12 protein-coding genes are annotated in these 15,451 nt (G+C 67.9%); 7 read left to right on the top strand and 5 right to left on the bottom strand.

The window, feature by feature from the left end:
• Positions 1 to 55: 55 nt before the first annotated feature.
• The 3 genes from AU072_RS12430 to AU072_RS12440 form a co-directional block, all read right to left on the bottom strand.
• A complete protein-coding gene (locus tag AU072_RS12430; RefSeq protein WP_064414102.1) occupies positions 56 to 2,431 on the bottom strand; it encodes a lysylphosphatidylglycerol synthase transmembrane domain-containing protein in 2,376 nt (791 codons plus the stop codon).
• A gap of 105 nt (positions 2,432 to 2,536) precedes the next feature.
• Positions 2,537 to 3,994 (bottom strand): aldehyde dehydrogenase family protein, encoded by a 1,458-nt coding sequence (locus AU072_RS12435; protein WP_064414103.1) that lies wholly within the window; start codon positions 3,992 to 3,994, stop codon positions 2,537 to 2,539.
• Positions 3,991 to 4,914, bottom strand: coding sequence for a quinone oxidoreductase family protein (locus AU072_RS12440; RefSeq protein WP_064414104.1), 924 nt, complete (start codon positions 4,912 to 4,914; stop codon positions 3,991 to 3,993). Before AU072_RS12440 ends, AU072_RS12435 begins: the two co-directional genes overlap by 4 nt.
• A gap of 124 nt (positions 4,915 to 5,038) precedes the next feature.
• Between AU072_RS12440 and AU072_RS12445 the strand changes: the two genes are divergently transcribed.
• Positions 5,039 to 6,424 carry a cytochrome P450 gene (locus AU072_RS12445; RefSeq protein ID WP_064414105.1) on the top strand — a complete coding sequence of 462 codons (1,386 nt, stop codon included), beginning with the start codon at positions 5,039 to 5,041 and terminating at the stop codon, positions 6,422 to 6,424.
• Here the strand turns inward: AU072_RS12445 and AU072_RS27980 are convergent, their stop codons facing one another.
• The gene (locus AU072_RS27980) at positions 6,425 to 6,706 is read right to left on the bottom strand and encodes a hypothetical protein (protein WP_064414106.1); all 282 of its coding nucleotides are present in this window, start codon (positions 6,704 to 6,706) and stop codon (positions 6,425 to 6,427) included.
• 64 nt (positions 6,707 to 6,770) lie between these two features.
• Here AU072_RS27980 and AU072_RS27985 point away from each other — a divergent pair, with 64 nt between their 5' ends.
• Positions 6,771 to 7,052, top strand: a complete 282-nt coding sequence (locus AU072_RS27985; protein ID WP_064414106.1) for a hypothetical protein — start codon at positions 6,771 to 6,773, stop codon at positions 7,050 to 7,052.
• On the opposite strand, the gene AU072_RS12460 is transcribed toward AU072_RS27985, so the two are convergent.
• Positions 7,053 to 8,438: a cytochrome P450 gene (locus AU072_RS12460; protein WP_064414105.1), complete on the bottom strand. Its 1,386-nt coding sequence runs from the start codon at positions 8,436 to 8,438 to the stop codon at positions 7,053 to 7,055.
• Positions 8,439 to 8,562: 124 nt separating this feature from the next.
• On the opposite strand from AU072_RS12460, the gene AU072_RS12465 reads away from it, so the two are divergent.
• The 5 genes from AU072_RS12465 (at position 8,563) to AU072_RS12485 (ending at position 15,449) form a co-directional block, all read left to right on the top strand.
• On the top strand, positions 8,563 to 9,486 hold the full coding sequence (locus AU072_RS12465) for a quinone oxidoreductase family protein (protein WP_064414104.1): 924 nt from the start codon (positions 8,563 to 8,565) through the stop codon (positions 9,484 to 9,486).
• A complete protein-coding gene (locus AU072_RS12470; RefSeq protein WP_064414103.1) occupies positions 9,483 to 10,940 on the top strand; it encodes an aldehyde dehydrogenase family protein in 1,458 nt (485 codons plus the stop codon). Before AU072_RS12465 ends, AU072_RS12470 begins: the two co-directional genes overlap by 4 nt.
• A 105-nt stretch (positions 10,941 to 11,045) precedes the next feature.
• Positions 11,046 to 13,421, top strand: coding sequence for a lysylphosphatidylglycerol synthase transmembrane domain-containing protein (locus AU072_RS12475; RefSeq protein WP_064414102.1), 2,376 nt, complete (start codon positions 11,046 to 11,048; stop codon positions 13,419 to 13,421).
• Between the two features lie 122 nt (positions 13,422 to 13,543).
• Positions 13,544 to 14,491 carry a cyclopropane mycolic acid synthase family methyltransferase gene (locus AU072_RS28460; RefSeq protein ID WP_064414101.1) on the top strand — a complete coding sequence of 316 codons (948 nt, stop codon included), beginning with the start codon at positions 13,544 to 13,546 and terminating at the stop codon, positions 14,489 to 14,491.
• A gap of 82 nt (positions 14,492 to 14,573) precedes the next feature.
• Complete coding sequence (locus tag AU072_RS12485) at positions 14,574 to 15,449, top strand: cyclopropane mycolic acid synthase family methyltransferase (protein ID WP_165595615.1); 876 nt, start codon at positions 14,574 to 14,576, stop codon at positions 15,447 to 15,449.
• Positions 15,450 to 15,451: the final 2 nt, after the last annotated feature.

Here is a 15,451-nt window from a genome sequence, read left to right as displayed (position 1 = left end):
GTGAAACAGTACCTCCGACCATTGAGGTGGTGATGGGCGGCACACGACATCGGGGCTAGATTTTCGAGGTCCGCGTCATCCAGCGCATCACCTGCCAACCGACGAACACCGGCAGCCAGATCGTCACCACCCGATAGAGCAGAACCGAGGGCACGGCGACCGCGGCGGGCATGCCGAACGCCGCCAGTCCGCCGATCAGCGCCGCCTCGACTGCGCCGATCCCGCCTGGCGTCGGTGCGGCCGAGGCCAGGGTCCCGCCGACCATCGTCACCACGGTGACAGTGATGAACGACGTGTCGCCGCCGAAGGCCTCGATCGCCGCCCACAGTGCGAACGCGTTGCCCAGCGTCGTCGCCGCACAACCGGCCATGATGATCGCCAAGCGCCGGGGCTCGCGAGCCAGTGCGATGAGGTGTCCGACCATCTCCTCCAGCCGCGGCCGCACCGCCGTCGACAGCCACCGTCGCAGCTTCGGCACCAACAGAAACGTCCCGACCAGGCCGAGCAGCACCCCGCCGATCAGGTACAGCAGCGTCACGTTGGGAACGAATCGCGACAGGTCCGCCGATACGCCGGCCGCCGTGGAGAAGAAGATGAGCAACCCCAGGTGGGTGATGACCTGGACCGACTGCTGCAGCGCCACTGCGGTGGTGGCGCGCATCGGGCTCACACCGCCCTTCTGCAGATACCGCGCGGACAGCGCCAGCCCGCCCACTCCCGCGGGCGTCGTGGTGGCGGCGAACTTGTTGGCCACCTGCATGACGATGAGCCCCCACAGGCTGACCAACCCATCGGCACACGCCCAAAGTGCCGCAGCGGCACCGAGATACGTCAGGCTCGTGGCGGCCAGGCCGAGTAGTGCCCACCACCAGTTCGCGGTGCGCAGTTCGGTGACGAACGTCGGCACCGAGGACAGGAACGGATACGCGACGTAGACCAGCGCGGCCAGCAGTACCAGCTGGATCACCTGGCTGCGGGTGAACCGCGTGACGGTCTCGGTGCGGATCTCGTCCACGCGGGTCTGACGCTTCACCTCGTCGCGCACGGTGGAGATGACGGCCTTGGCGTCGGTCACGGAGTTGCGGATGCGCATCGGCATCGCGGCCATGGTCAACCGCCGCGACGCGGTCAGCACCGCCTCGTTGCCGAACGCGTCGATCGCGGCCCGCACCGCTGAACCCGCGTCGTAGAGATGCGTCGTCGTCACCAGAAGTTGGGCGATGTCGCTGCGCAACTGGGCGTCGGTGGCGCCGTACTCGGCGTTGTCGAATCCGCCGAACAGCACCGCGTCACCGTCGACGGTGATCTCGCTGCTCCGCAGGTCGCCATGCGAGATCTGGCAGTCGTGCAGGTCGCGCAGCGACTCCCACACCCGGCCGACGGGTATCGAGTCGGTGCACTCGCTGATCGGGATTCCGCGGGGCGGGGTGTGGGCGTACAGCGTCCAGCCCCGGTCCAGCGCGGCGACGGCGATCGTCGAGGCGTTGGCGATCTTGAGCTCGCCGATCGCGATGGCCATCAACGCGCGGTGCTCGACGAGGCGTCTCATCGACGCGTGCAGCGGCGCGGTCTCCCGGTCGCGCAACCGCACCTTGCGCCACAGCTGCAGCAGCACGCCGCCGCCGCGCTGGTGCGGTCCGTACAGTTCCATCACCGCGGCGGCCTGCTGGTCTTGGCAGGTGGCGGTGAGCACGAGTGGTCCGGCGCCGGCGGGGCGCACCACCTGCAAGCCGGTGACGACGCAACCGCGCCGTGCCATCGCCCGCACCGCTCCGTCGAGGGGCACCTCCAGCCCCGGGGTCCCGACGACCAGCACCACCAGGGCCCCGACGAACCACCCGGCGGCCAGCCCCATGAGCGAGCGGGCCGGCACCACCGCGCTGACCACCAGGTGAATCGGCACGAACGCCAGCAGCAGCGTCCACCACCAGCGCCGCCATCGGGCAGGCAGCCAGGGCCCGGAGACGGTGAGCACCGCGGCGAGCATCGCGATCCAGCGCGGGTCGTCGACGAATTGGGAGGCGAACGTGTCGAGGCGCCCGGACAGGTCGAAGTGCCAGCGCGGCGCCGTCAGCCCCAGGCCGCTGATCGACAAGGCGGAGCCGGCGATGACGGCCGCGGCCGCATAGGCGCCGAGCAGCTTCCACTGCCGCGACAGGATCAGGCTGACCAGGATGACGAACGGCAGCGCGACGATCGCGATGCCGTAGACGAGGTAGACCAGGTTGGCCTGGGTCGGCGTCAGAACCGCGACGATCTCGGAGATCGAGCGTTCCAGCGCCACCCACTCGTTGCGGGTGATCAGCGAACCGGTGATGACGACCGCGAGGAGCAAGGCGGCCAGCACGACGCGGACGATGTCGTTGGTCCGCCTCGTCAAAGGCTGCAGCAGGCTGCCGGAGACGGCGATATCCCGTCCGTCAACGCGCATGTATCAACGATCTTCTCCGGTCGGGGGTCACGTCGGTAGCGACCCGCCGTCAACATAGCCGCTGACCCGTGGAAAGCGGCTCATTGGCCGACCGGGACCGCGAAGTCAGATCGCGTACTGCCTCGGCTCGTGCTGCACGGAGATCCAGTGCTCGGTGGTGAATTCGTCGACGGCCCACTGGCCGCCGAAGCGACCGATCCCGGATGCCTTCTCCCCGCCGAACGCCGTGTTGGCGTCGTCGTTGACCGGCGCGTCGTTGACGTGGGTCATCCCGGTGTCGATACGACGGGCGAAGCGCACCGCGCGTTCGACGTCGCGGCTGAAGACCGCCGACGACAGCCCGTATTCGGTGGCGTTGGCCAGCCGAAGCGCTTCCTCGTCGCCATCGGCCCGGACCACCGTCATCACCGGCCCGAAGACCTCCTCGCGGGCGGTCGCCACGTCGTTGGAGCCGGTGAGGATGTGCGGTGGCAGGCACTGGCCGGTCGGGCCGAAGGGATCGCCGCCGGTCAGCAGGGAGGCGCCGTCGCCGCGGGCGCGATCGAGCTTGTCCTGGATCGACTCGACCTGTGAGCTGTTGATGATCGGGCCGAGGTCGGTCTGTGGATCGCGCGGATCGCCGACGCGCAGCTGTTTGGTCCGGTCGACGAAACGGTCGAGAAACTCGTCGAACACGCGGGCGTCGACGATCGTCCGGTTGCCGATCATGCAGATCTGGCCTTGATGGAAGAAGGAGCCGAACACCGCGGCCCGCACGGCGAGGTCGAGATCGGCGTCGTCGAGCACGACGATGGGACCATTGCCGCCGAGTTCGAGCGCGGTGCGCTTGATCCCGGCCTTGGCCGCGATGCCTTCGCCGACGGGTGTGGAGCCGGTGAACGAGACGACGCGCGGGGTCGGGTGCGCCACGATCGCGTCACCGATCTCCGAGCCCGAACCGATGACCACGGACAACAGGCCCGGCGGCAGCCCGGCCTCCTCGAAGATCCGCGCGAGCAGCAGCCCGCCGGTCACCGGGGTGTCGCCCGCGGGTTTGAGCACCACCGCGTTGCCGACGGCGAGCGCGGGCGCCACCGAGCGGTTCGACAGCTGCATCGGGAAGTTCCACGGCGAGATCACCGCCACGACGCCGACGGGCTCGCGGTAGATGCGGCTCTCCTTGCCGGGGATGTCCGAGGGCATGATCTTGCCCTCGACGTGGTGGGGCATCGACGCGGCCTCCCACAGCACCGAGCGCACCAGGCTCCATTCGAGTTCGGCCTTGGCGAGGGTGCCGCCGGTCTCGCGGACCAACCAGCCGGTGATCTCGTCCTTGCGGGCGCCCATCACGTCTGCGGCGTCGCGCATCACCTGAGCGCGGGCCATGGGCGGTTGCGCCGCCCAATCCCGTTGCGCTTCTTCGGCGATCGCGTACGCCTGATCGAGATCGTCGGCGTCGGCCTGGGGGATCTCGGTCAGCACATCGCCGGTGTAGGGGTCGGTGTCCTGCCGGGTCTCGCCGGACGAGCCGGCACGCCACTGCTTGCCGATCGGCATGGTGTCGAAGTCGGGATAGGCGCTCATGAGATTTGGATCGCGATCTTGGTGTGGGGGCTGTCGGCCTGTGCCTGCCATGCGCGCGGAGCCTCGTCGAGGGGGTAGCGCTCGGTGTCGACGCGGATGCGCCCGGCCGCGGCGTGCCCGGTGAGTTCGTCGTATCCCGCGCGCATCACGTCGGCACCCATCAGGTTGTTGTTGTGCCCGATGTGGGTGCGGCCCATCAGCTTGGCAAAGGGGGCGGCGGCGGTCGCTCCCGCGCCCTGCCCGACCGTGATCAGTGTCGCCCCGACGGTGGACGCGTCGAGCGCGGCAAGGAACGGATCGCCGTACACCATGTCGATGACGACGTCGTAGCCGTCGCCGGATTCGTTCATCAGCGCCTCGGGGTCGTCATCCTGTCCGAGTCGGACCACCGCGTCGGCGCCGAGTTCACGCACCTCCTCCAGTGCGTCTGGGTTGCGACCGGCGCCAACGACATGCTTCGCGCCGAGCAGCTTGGCGGCCTGCACCGCGATGCGGCCCACCACGCCGGTGGCGCCGAGCACCAGCACGGACTTGCCGTCGGACACGTCGGCGTGCCGGGTCAGCGGCAGCCAGGCGGCCAGTCCCGCTATCCCGAGCGCCACGGCGAGGTCGTCGTCGAGAGCGTCGGGGATGGGAAACGTCAGCGCGGGATCGACGCGGCACCGCTGGGCCCACGACCCGAACGGTTCAGGTGGCGAGTCGAAATACACGCGGTGACCGTCGGTGGTGGTGCCGACACCTTCTTTGCCCACAACCGAAGGCGTCACGGGTTCGCCCATCGCGCCGGATGCGAGGGCCAGGTCGACCGGATTGCAGCCGGCGAGGCGAACGTCGACGACTTCGGTCTCGGGGCCGTCGGGTTCGTCGAATTCCCTGACCGTCGGTGTCTTGCCGGGCGCTTCGAGCACGGCGGCGCGCATGGGGCTCCTTCCGTTGGGTTCACGATCGGGCTACCCGGTGTAGGCGGTGTTATGCGTGGCGTTCGACCGAACGGTTGGCGGTCGGCTGTTCCATATCGCGCGTCCCGCTCGTACTCTATTAGGCATGAGTACAACAACGACGACGGCGCTGCCGCCGGGTCCTCGGCTCCCGTCGTTCGCACTGCTGTTGCTGATGATGCGGTGGTGGCCGCAGATCGTGTCGATATGCCAACGCCGCTACGGCAACGTGTTCACGCTGACCAATTCCATGGTGGGCTCGATGGTCTATCTCTCCGATCCCGCCGACATCAAGACGGTGTTCGCCGGAGACCCGCGGATTTACCATGCCGGCGAAGCGAATTCGATGCTGGCGGGACTCTTGGGGGACAGCTCGGTGCTCGTTGTCGACGACGAAGTGCACCGCGAGCGCCGCCGACTGATGATGGCGCCGTTCCACCGTGACGCGGTGGCGCGTCAAGCCGACGTGATGGCCGAGATCGCGGCGGAGAACATCGCCGGTTGGCCGGTCGGCAGGCCGTTCTCGGTGGCGCCGAAGATGTCGGAGATCACCCTCGAGGTGATCCTGCGGACCGTGATCGGCGCCAGCGATCCGCAACGGCTGGCGGCGCTGCGCGAGGTGATGCCGCAACTGCTGAATGTCGGGCCGTGGGCGTCGGTGGCGATCGCCAAACCCAAGCTGTTGAGACATCGACTCTGGCAGCGGTTGCGCCGCAACATGGATCGCGCCGACCAACTCTTGTATGCCGAGATCGCGGACCGTCGCGCCGATCCGGACCTCGCCGAGCGCACCGATGCACTGGCGATGCTGGTACGTGCGGGGGTCGACGACGGCGCCGGGATGAGCGATCGAGAATTGCGCGATCAACTGATCACGCTGCTGGTCGCCGGACATGACACCACCGCGACAGGGTTGTCCTGGGCCCTGGAGCGGTTGACCCGCAATCCGGATGTGTTGTCAAAGGCTGTGCGGGCGGCGGAATCCGGTGACGACGAGTATCTGGACGCGATCGCCAAGGAGACGCTGCGGATCCGCCCGGTCGTTCCCGATGTCGGCCGAATCCTCACCGAGCCGGTGGAGATCGCCGGCTATCGGCTACCCGCGGGGGTGATGGTGGTTCCGAGCATCACGCTGGTGCACGACGATGCCGCTATCTATCCCGAGCCTGACCGGTTCGATCCGGATCGCATGGTCGGCGCGACGCTGAGCCCGACGACGTGGTTGCCGTTCGGCGGCGGCAATCGCCGTTGTCTCGGTGCGGGATTCGCGATGGTGGAGATGCGCGTGGTGCTCCGTGAAGTGCTGCGGCGCGTCGAGCTGGCGACCACCACCTCTGCAGGCGAGCGGCAGAAGCTCAAGCACGTGATCATGACACCGCATCGCGGTGCGCGAATCACGGTGTTGGCGAGTAAGATTGACGCGTCGACGGCAGCGGATCAAGCTGCATCAAGATCCGCCACCGCCGACACGTCACCCGCGACGCAGAACTGATCAGGGGATGTCGGTGGCGGGCACGCTGCCGCAACCGACTCCGGGAATGCACCCGGCGGCGCCTTGCGGTCCGGCGACACCGGACGGTCCGCCGGGGATGGCGCCCGCGGCACCTTCGGGTCCGGCTGTGCCACCCGGGCCGCCGGGGATGGCGCCCGTCGCGCCTTGCGGTCCGGCCGCGCCCGCGGGGCCGCCGGGGATCGCGCCCGCGGCACCTTCGGGTCCGGCCACACCGGCCGGCCCACCGGGGATCGCACCCGCGGCGCCCTCGGGTCCGGCCACACCGGCCGGTCCGCCGGGAACAGCACCGGCCGCGGCCGGTGCTGTTCCCGGCGGACCGGCCGGTGTGGCCGGACCCGAGGGCGCCGCGGGTGCGATCCCCGGTGGGCCGGCCGGTGTGGCCGGACCCGAAGGTGCCGCGGGCGCGATCCCCGGCGGCCCCGCGGGCGCGGCCGGACCGCAAGGCGCGACGGGCGCCATCCCCGGCGGCCCGGGTGGCACAGCCGGACCCGAAGGTGCCGCGGGCGCCATCCCCGGCGGACCGTCCGGTGTCGCCGGACCGCAAGGCGCCGCCGGGTGCATTCCCGGAGTCGGTTGCGGCAGCGTGCCCGCCACCGACATCCCCTGATCAGTTCTGCGTCGCGGGTGACGTGTCGGCGGTGGCGGATCTTGATGCAGCTTGATCCGCTGCCGTCGACGCGTCAATCTTACTCGCCAACACCGTGATTCGCGCACCGCGATGCGGTGTCATGATCACGTGCTTGAGCTTCTGCCGCTCGCCTGCAGAGGTGGTGGTCGCCAGCTCGACGCGCCGCAGCACTTCACGGAGCACCACGCGCATCTCCACCATCGCGAATCCCGCACCGAGACAACGGCGATTGCCGCCGCCGAACGGCAACCACGTCGTCGGGCTCAGCGTCGCGCCGACCATGCGATCCGGATCGAACCGGTCAGGCTCGGGATAGATAGCGGCATCGTCGTGCACCAGCGTGATGCTCGGAACCACCATCACCCCCGCGGGTAGCCGATAGCCGGCGATCTCCACCGGCTCGGTGAGGATTCGGCCGACATCGGGAACGACCGGGCGGATCCGCAGCGTCTCCTTGGCGATCGCGTCCAGATACTCGTCGTCACCGGATTCCGCCGCCCGCACAGCCTTTGACAACACATCCGGATTGCGGGTCAACCGCTCCAGGGCCCAGGACAACCCTGTCGCGGTGGTGTCATGTCCGGCGACCAGCAGCGTGATCAGTTGATCGCGCAATTCTCGATCGCTCATCCCGGCGCCGTCGTCGACCCCCGCACGTACCAGCATCGCCAGTGCATCGGTGCGCTCGGCGAGGTCCGGATCGGCGCGACGGTCCGCGATCTCGGCATACAAGAGTTGGTCGGCGCGATCCATGTTGCGGCGCAACCGCTGCCAGAGTCGATGTCTCAACAGCTTGGGTTTGGCGATCGCCACCGACGCCCACGGCCCGACATTCAGCAGTTGCGGCATCACCTCGCGCAGCGCCGCCAGCCGTTGCGGATCGCTGGCGCCGATCACGGTCCGCAGGATCACCTCGAGGGTGATCTCCGACATCTTCGGCGCCACCGAGAACGGCCTGCCGACCGGCCAACCGGCGATGTTCTCCGCCGCGATCTCGGCCATCACGTCGGCTTGACGCGCCACCGCGTCACGGTGGAACGGCGCCATCATCAGTCGGCGGCGCTCGCGGTGCACTTCGTCGTCGACAACGAGCACCGAGCTGTCCCCCAAGAGTCCCGCCAGCATCGAATTCGCTTCGCCGGCATGGTAAATCCGCGGGTCTCCGGCGAACACCGTCTTGATGTCGGCGGGATCGGAGAGATAGACCATCGAGCCCACCATGGAATTGGTCAGCGTGAACACGTTGCCGTAGCGGCGTTGGCATATCGACACGATCTGCGGCCACCACCGCATCATCAGCAACAGCAGTGCGAACGACGGGAGCCGAGGACCCGGCGGCAGCGCCGTCGTCGTTGTTGTACTCATGCCTAATAGAGTACGAGCGGGACGCGCGATATGGAACAGCCGACCGCCAACCGTTCGGTCGAACGCCACGCATAACACCGCCTACACCGGGTAGCCCGATCGTGAACCCAACGGAAGGAGCCCCATGCGCGCCGCCGTGCTCGAAGCGCCCGGCAAGACACCGACGGTCAGGGAATTCGACGAACCCGACGGCCCCGAGACCGAAGTCGTCGACGTTCGCCTCGCCGGCTGCAATCCGGTCGACCTGGCCCTCGCATCCGGCGCGATGGGCGAACCCGTGACGCCTTCGGTTGTGGGCAAAGAAGGTGTCGGCACCACCACCGACGGTCACCGCGTGTATTTCGACTCGCCACCTGAACCGTTCGGGTCGTGGGCCCAGCGGTGCCGCGTCGATCCCGCGCTGACGTTTCCCATCCCCGACGCTCTCGACGACGACCTCGCCGTGGCGCTCGGGATAGCGGGACTGGCCGCCTGGCTGCCGCTGACCCGGCACGCCGACGTGTCCGACGGCAAGTCCGTGCTGGTGCTCGGCGCCACCGGCGTGGTGGGCCGCATCGCGGTGCAGGCCGCCAAGCTGCTCGGCGCGAAGCATGTCGTTGGCGCCGGTCGCAACCCAGACGCACTGGAGGAGGTGCGTGAACTCGGCGCCGACGCGGTGGTCCGACTCGGACAGGATGACGACCCCGAGGCGCTGATGAACGAATCCGGCGACGGCTACGACGTCGTCATCGACATGGTGTACGGCGATCCGTTCCTTGCCGCGCTCGACGCGTCCACCGTCGGGGCGACACTGATCACGGTCGGGCAGGGCGCGGGAGCGACCGCCGCCGCCCCCTTTGCCAAGCTGATGGGCCGCACCCACATCGGGCACAACAACAACCTGATGGGTGCCGACGTGATGCGCGCGGGATACGACGAACTCACCGGGCACGCCGCGGCCGGGCGCATCCGCGTCGACACCGAGCGCTACCCCCTCGACGAGGCTCCGCGCGCATGGCAGGCACAGGCCGACAGCCCCCACACCAAGATCGCGATCCAAATCTCATGAGCGCCTATCCCGACTTCGACACCATGCCGATCGGCAAGCAGTGGCGTGCCGGCTCGTCCGGCGAGACCCGGCAGGACACCGACCCCTACACCGGCGATGTGCTGACCGAGATCCCCCAGGCCGACGCCGACGATCTCGATCAGGCGTACGCGATCGCCGAAGAAGCGCAACGGGATTGGGCGGCGCAACCGCCCATGGCCCGCGCTCAGGTGATGCGCGACGCCGCAGACGTGATGGGCGCCCGCAAGGACGAGATCACCGGCTGGTTGGTCCGCGAGACCGGCGGCACCCTCGCCAAGGCCGAACTCGAATGGAGCCTGGTGCGCTCGGTGCTGTGGGAGGCCGCGTCGATGCCCCACCACGTCGAGGGCAAGATCATGCCCTCGGACATCCCCGGCAAGGAGAGCCGCATCTACCGCGAGCCCGTCGGCGTCGTGGCGGTGATCTCGCCGTGGAACTTCCCGATGCAGCTGTCGAACCGCTCGGTGGCGCCCGCGCTCGCCGTCGGCAACGCGGTGGTGCTCAAACCCGCGGGCGACACCCCGGTGACCGGCGGGCTGCTGCTCGCGCGGATCTTCGAGGAGGCCGGGCTGCCGCCGGGCCTGTTGTCCGTGGTCATCGGTTCGGGCTCGGAGATCGGTGACGCGATCGTGGCGCACCCGACCCCGCGCGTCGTCTCGTTCACCGGCTCCACACCCGTCGGCGAAGGCATCGCGGCCAAGGCCGGGATCAAGCGCACCGCGCTCGAACTCGGCGGCAATGGTCCCATCGTCGTGCTCGACGACGCCGATCTCGACCTCGCCGTGCGGGCCGCGGTGTTCGGCTCCTTCTTCCATCAAGGCCAGATCTGCATGATCGGCAACCGGACGATCGTCGACGCCCGCGTGTTCGACGAGTTTCTCGACCGTTTCGTCGACCGGACCAAACAGCTGCGCGTCGGCGATCCGCGCGATCCACAGACCGACCTCGGCCCGATCATCAACAGCTCACAGGTCGAGTCGATCCAGGACAAGCTCGATCGCGCCCGCGGCGACGGCGCCTCCCTGCTGACCGGCGGCGATCCCTTCGGCCCGACCGGCCAGTGCCTGCCACCGCACATCCTCACCGGCTCCAACGACGTGGCGACCGCCCGCGAGGAGGTCTTCGGGCCGGTGATGACGGTGGTCCGGGCCGATGGCGACGAGGAAGCGCTTCGGCTGGCCAACGCCACCGAATACGGGCTGTCGTCGGCGGTCTTCAGCCGCGACGTCGAACGCGCGGTGCGCTTCGCCCGTCGTATCGACACCGGGATGACCCACGTCAACGACGCGCCGGTCAACGACGACGCCAACACGGCGTTCGGCGGGGAGAAGGCATCCGGGATCGGTCGCTTCGGCGGCCAGTGGGCCGTCGACGAATTCACCACCGAGCACTGGATCTCCGTGCAGCACGAGCCGAGGCAGTACGCGATCTGACTTCGCGGTCCCGGTCGGCCAATGAGCCGCTTTCCACGGGTCAGCGGCTATGTTGACGGCGGGTCGCTACCGACGTGACCCCCGACCGGAGAAGATCGTTGATACATGCGCGTTGACGGACGGGATATCGCCGTCTCCGGCAGCCTGCTGCAGCCTTTGACGAGGCGGACCAACGACATCGTCCGCGTCGTGCTGGCCGCCTTGCTCCTCGCGGTCGTCATCACCGGTTCGCTGATCACCCGCAACGAGTGGGTGGCGCTGGAACGCTCGATCTCCGAGATCGTCGCGGTTCTGACGCCGACCCAGGCCAACCTGGTCTACCTCGTCTACGGCATCGCGATCGTCGCGCTGCCGTTCGTCATCCTGGTCAGCCTGATCCTGTCGCGGCAGTGGAAGCTGCTCGGCGCCTATGCGGCCGCGGCCGTCATCGCCGGCTCCGCCTTGTCGATCAGCGGCCTGGGGCTGACGGCGCCGCGCTGGCACTTCGACCTGTCCGGGCGCCTCGACACGTTCGCCTCCCAATTCGTCGACGACCCGCGCTGGATCGCGATGCTCGCCGCGGTGCTCACCGTCTCCGGGCCCTGGCTGCCTGCCCGATGGCGGCGCTGGTGGTGGACGCTGCTGCTGGCGTTCGTGCCGATTCACCTGGTGGTCAGCGCGGTGGTGCCGGCCCGCTCGCTCATGGGGCTGGCCGCCGGGTGGTTCGTCGGGGCCCTGGTGGTGCTGGTCGTCGGGACCCCGGGGCTGGAGGTGCCCCTCGACGGAGCGGTGCGGGCGATGGCACGGCGCGGTTGCGTCGTCACCGGCTTGCAGGTGGTGCGCCCCGCCGGCGCCGGACCACTCGTGCTCACCGCCACCTGCCAAGACCAGCAGGCCGCCGCGGTGATGGAACTGTACGGACCGCACCAGCGCGGCGGCGGCGTGCTGCTGCAGCTGTGGCGCAAGGTGCGGTTGCGCGACCGGGAGACCGCGCCGCTGCACGCGTCGATGAGACGCCTCGTCGAGCACCGCGCGTTGATGGCCATCGCGATCGGCGAGCTCAAGATCGCCAACGCCTCGACGATCGCCGTCGCCGCGCTGGACCGGGGCTGGACGCTGTACGCCCACACCCCGCCCCGCGGAATCCCGATCAGCGAGTGCACCGACTCGATACCCGTCGGCCGGGTGTGGGAGTCGCTGCGCGACCTGCACGACTGCCAGATCTCGCATGGCGACCTGCGGAGCAGCGAGATCACCGTCGACGGTGACGCGGTGCTGTTCGGCGGATTCGACAACGCCGAGTACGGCGCCACCGACGCCCAGTTGCGCAGCGACATCGCCCAACTTCTGGTGACGACGACGCATCTCTACGACGCGGGTTCAGCGGTGCGGGCCGCGATCGACGCGTTCGGCAACGAGGCGGTGCTGACCGCGTCGCGGCGGTTGACCATGGCCGCGATGCCGATGCGCATCCGCAACTCCGTGACCGACGCCAAGGCCGTCATCTCCACCGTGCGCGACGAGGTGAAGCGTCAGACCCGCGTGGACGAGATCCGCACCGAGACCGTCACGCGGTTCACCCGCAGCCAGGTGATCCAGCTGGTACTGCTGGCCGCGCTGGTCTACGTCGCGTATCCGTTCCTGTCCTCGGTGCCGACGTTCGTCACCGAACTGCGCACCGCGAACTGGTGGTGGGCACTACTCGGCCTGGCCGCCACGAGCCTGACGTATCTCGGTGCCGCTGCGGCACTTTGGGCGTGTGCCGATGGGTTGGTCAGCCTGTGGGGGCTCATCGTCATGCAGGTGGCCAACAAGTTCGCCGCCACCACGACGCCCGCGGGAGTGGGCGGGCTGGCGCTGTCCGCGCGGTATCTGCAGAAGGGCGGTGTGAGCCCGATGCGCGCCACCACCGCAGTGGCGCTGCAGCAGTCGGTCCAGGTCATCACCCACCTGGGGTTGCTCATCTTCTTCTCCACGGCGGCCGGCGTATCGGCGGACCTGTCGCGATTCGTTCCCAACGTGACGCTGCTGTACCTGATCGGCGGGGTGCTGCTCGGCCTGGTCGGGACGTTTCTGTTGGTGCCGAAGCTGCGACGGTGGCTGTCGACGGCGGTGCGGCCGCGGCTGGAGGAGATGGTCGGACACCTCATCGCACTGGCTCGCGAGCCCCGGCGCTTGGCGATCATCATGGCCGGTTGTGCGGCGACGACGCTGGGCAACGCGTTCGCACTGTGGGCGGCGATCGAGGCCTTCGGCGGCGACACGTCGTTCATCACTGTCACCGTGGTGACGATGGTCGGCGGGACCCTGGCCTCGGCCGCACCGACGCCAGGCGGGATCGGCGCAGTCGAGGCGGCGCTGATCGGCGGACTGGCGGCGTTCGGCATGCCCGCCGCGGTCGCCGTGCCCTCGGTTCTGCTCTATCGGGTGGTGACGATCTGGCTGCCGGTGTTCGTCGGTTGGCAGGTGATGCGCTGGATGACGCGGACCTCGAAAATCTAGCCCCGATGTCGTGTGCCGCCCATCACCACCTCAATGGTCGGAGGTACTGTTTCACCATCGTGTCGAAGAAAACTGCGCGATAGTCGAATATTCGTCCCTCGATCAGTTTCTAAGGGTGGACCGTGGTGGGAACCTCAGATACACAGCAGAGCTCGACAGACCAGGCGCAGTCGAAATGGCTGTCCAAATCCGCATCGCAGACCCGCGGGTCGGACAAGAAGGAAGTCCAGTTCCACTACGACATCTCCAATGAGTTCTTCAAGCTCTGGCAGGACCCGTCGCAGACCTACAGCTGCGCCTACTTCGAGAAGGACGACTACACGCTGGAGCAGGCGCAGCTCGCGAAGGTCGACCTGTCACTGGGCAAGCTGGGCCTCAAGCCCGGAATGACGCTGCTCGACATCGGCTGCGGTTGGGGTTCGACGATCCAGCGGGCCGTGGAGAAGTACGACGTCAACGTCATCGGCCTCACGCTGAGCGAGAACCAGAAGCGCCACATCGAGGAGAACCGGTTCGCCAACATCAAGAGCGACCGGAAGATGGAAGTCCGGCTGCAGCCGTGGGAGGAATTCGAGGGCCGGGTCGACCGGATCGTCTCGATCGGCGCATTCGAGCACTTCGGCTTCAACAAGTACGACGACTACTTCAAGAAGACCTTCAACTGGATGCCCGACGACGACGGCGTGATGATGCTACACACGATCATCATTCCCGAGGACGAGGAGATCAAGGCGAAGGGCCTGCCGCTGACGATGTCCCGAGTGAGATTCATCAAGTTCATCATGGACGAGATCTATCCCGGCGGACGTTTGCCACTGGCCTCGATGGTGCGCGAGCACGCAAACAAGGCCGGCTACACGGTCACCCGTGAGCAGCACCTGCAATCGCACTACGTCAAGACGCTCGATACCTGGGCAGCAAACCTGGAGGCGAAGAAGGACGAGGCCATCGAGATCACCTCCGAGGAGATCTACGAGCGCTTCCGCAAATACCTGACCGGCTGTGCCGACCTTTTCCGGGACGGCTACACCGACGTCGCCCAGTTCACGTGCGAGAAGGCGGCTGCTTAGCCGGTTTAGGAAAAGTGCGATATAAAGCTTGGTCGTTACGGGGTCGTCGGGGTCGCGTAGCCGCATAGGAGGCCAAAGGAATATGTCGGATAGTTCGGGGACGACGATGAAGGTGGCGTACGAGGACGTTCAAGCCCACTACGACCTCTCGAACGACTTCTTCGGCCTGTTTCAGGATCCGACGCGGACCTACAGCTGTGCGTTCTACGAGCGTGACGACATGTCCCTCGAGGAGGCCCAGTACGCCAAGATCGACCGGGCGCTGCGCAAGCTCGACCTGCAACCCGGGATGACGCTGCTCGACATCGGCTGCGGCTGGGCTTCGGTGATGAAGCGCGCGATCGAGACCTATGACGTCAACGTGGTCGGGCTGACACTGAGCCGCAACCAGCACGCGCTCGGTCAGCAGATCCTCGATGCTGTCGACACGGAACGCTCCCGGCGGGTGCTGCTCAAGGGCTGGGAGGAGTTCGACGAGCCGGTCGACCGCATCGTGTCCATCGAGGCGTTCGAGGCGTGGCCCAAGACGAAGTACAAGGCGTTCTTCGACACCTGCCACCGCGTCATGCCCGCCGACGGCCGGATGGTGCTGCAGACGATCATGGGCCACCCGCTCAAGCGCTGGCCCGAGTTGGGGATCCCGATCGTGATGTCGGACCTGAAGTTCATGCGGTTCATCGCCAAGGAGATCTTCCCCGGTGGCGCCGTGCCGTGCGACGAGGACGTCTACGAGTTCGCGGGGAATGCCGGCTTCACCGTCGCCGAGTTCGACGACATGACCCCGCACTACGTCCGCACCCTCGACACGTGGGCCGAGAAGCTGGAGGCCGCCAAGGATCAGGCGATCGCGGCGACGTCGCAGGAGGTCTACGACCGCTACATGAAGTACCTGCGCGGCTGCTCGGACTTCTTCTCGCGCAACGTCAGCTACGTCGGACAGTTCACGCTGACCAAATAGCC

This window comes from Mycolicibacterium novocastrense (assembly GCF_001499835.1).
Taxonomy (GTDB): domain Bacteria; phylum Actinomycetota; class Actinomycetes; order Mycobacteriales; family Mycobacteriaceae; genus Mycobacterium; species Mycobacterium novocastrense.
This window is presented reverse-complemented; position numbering and strand designations above follow the sequence as displayed.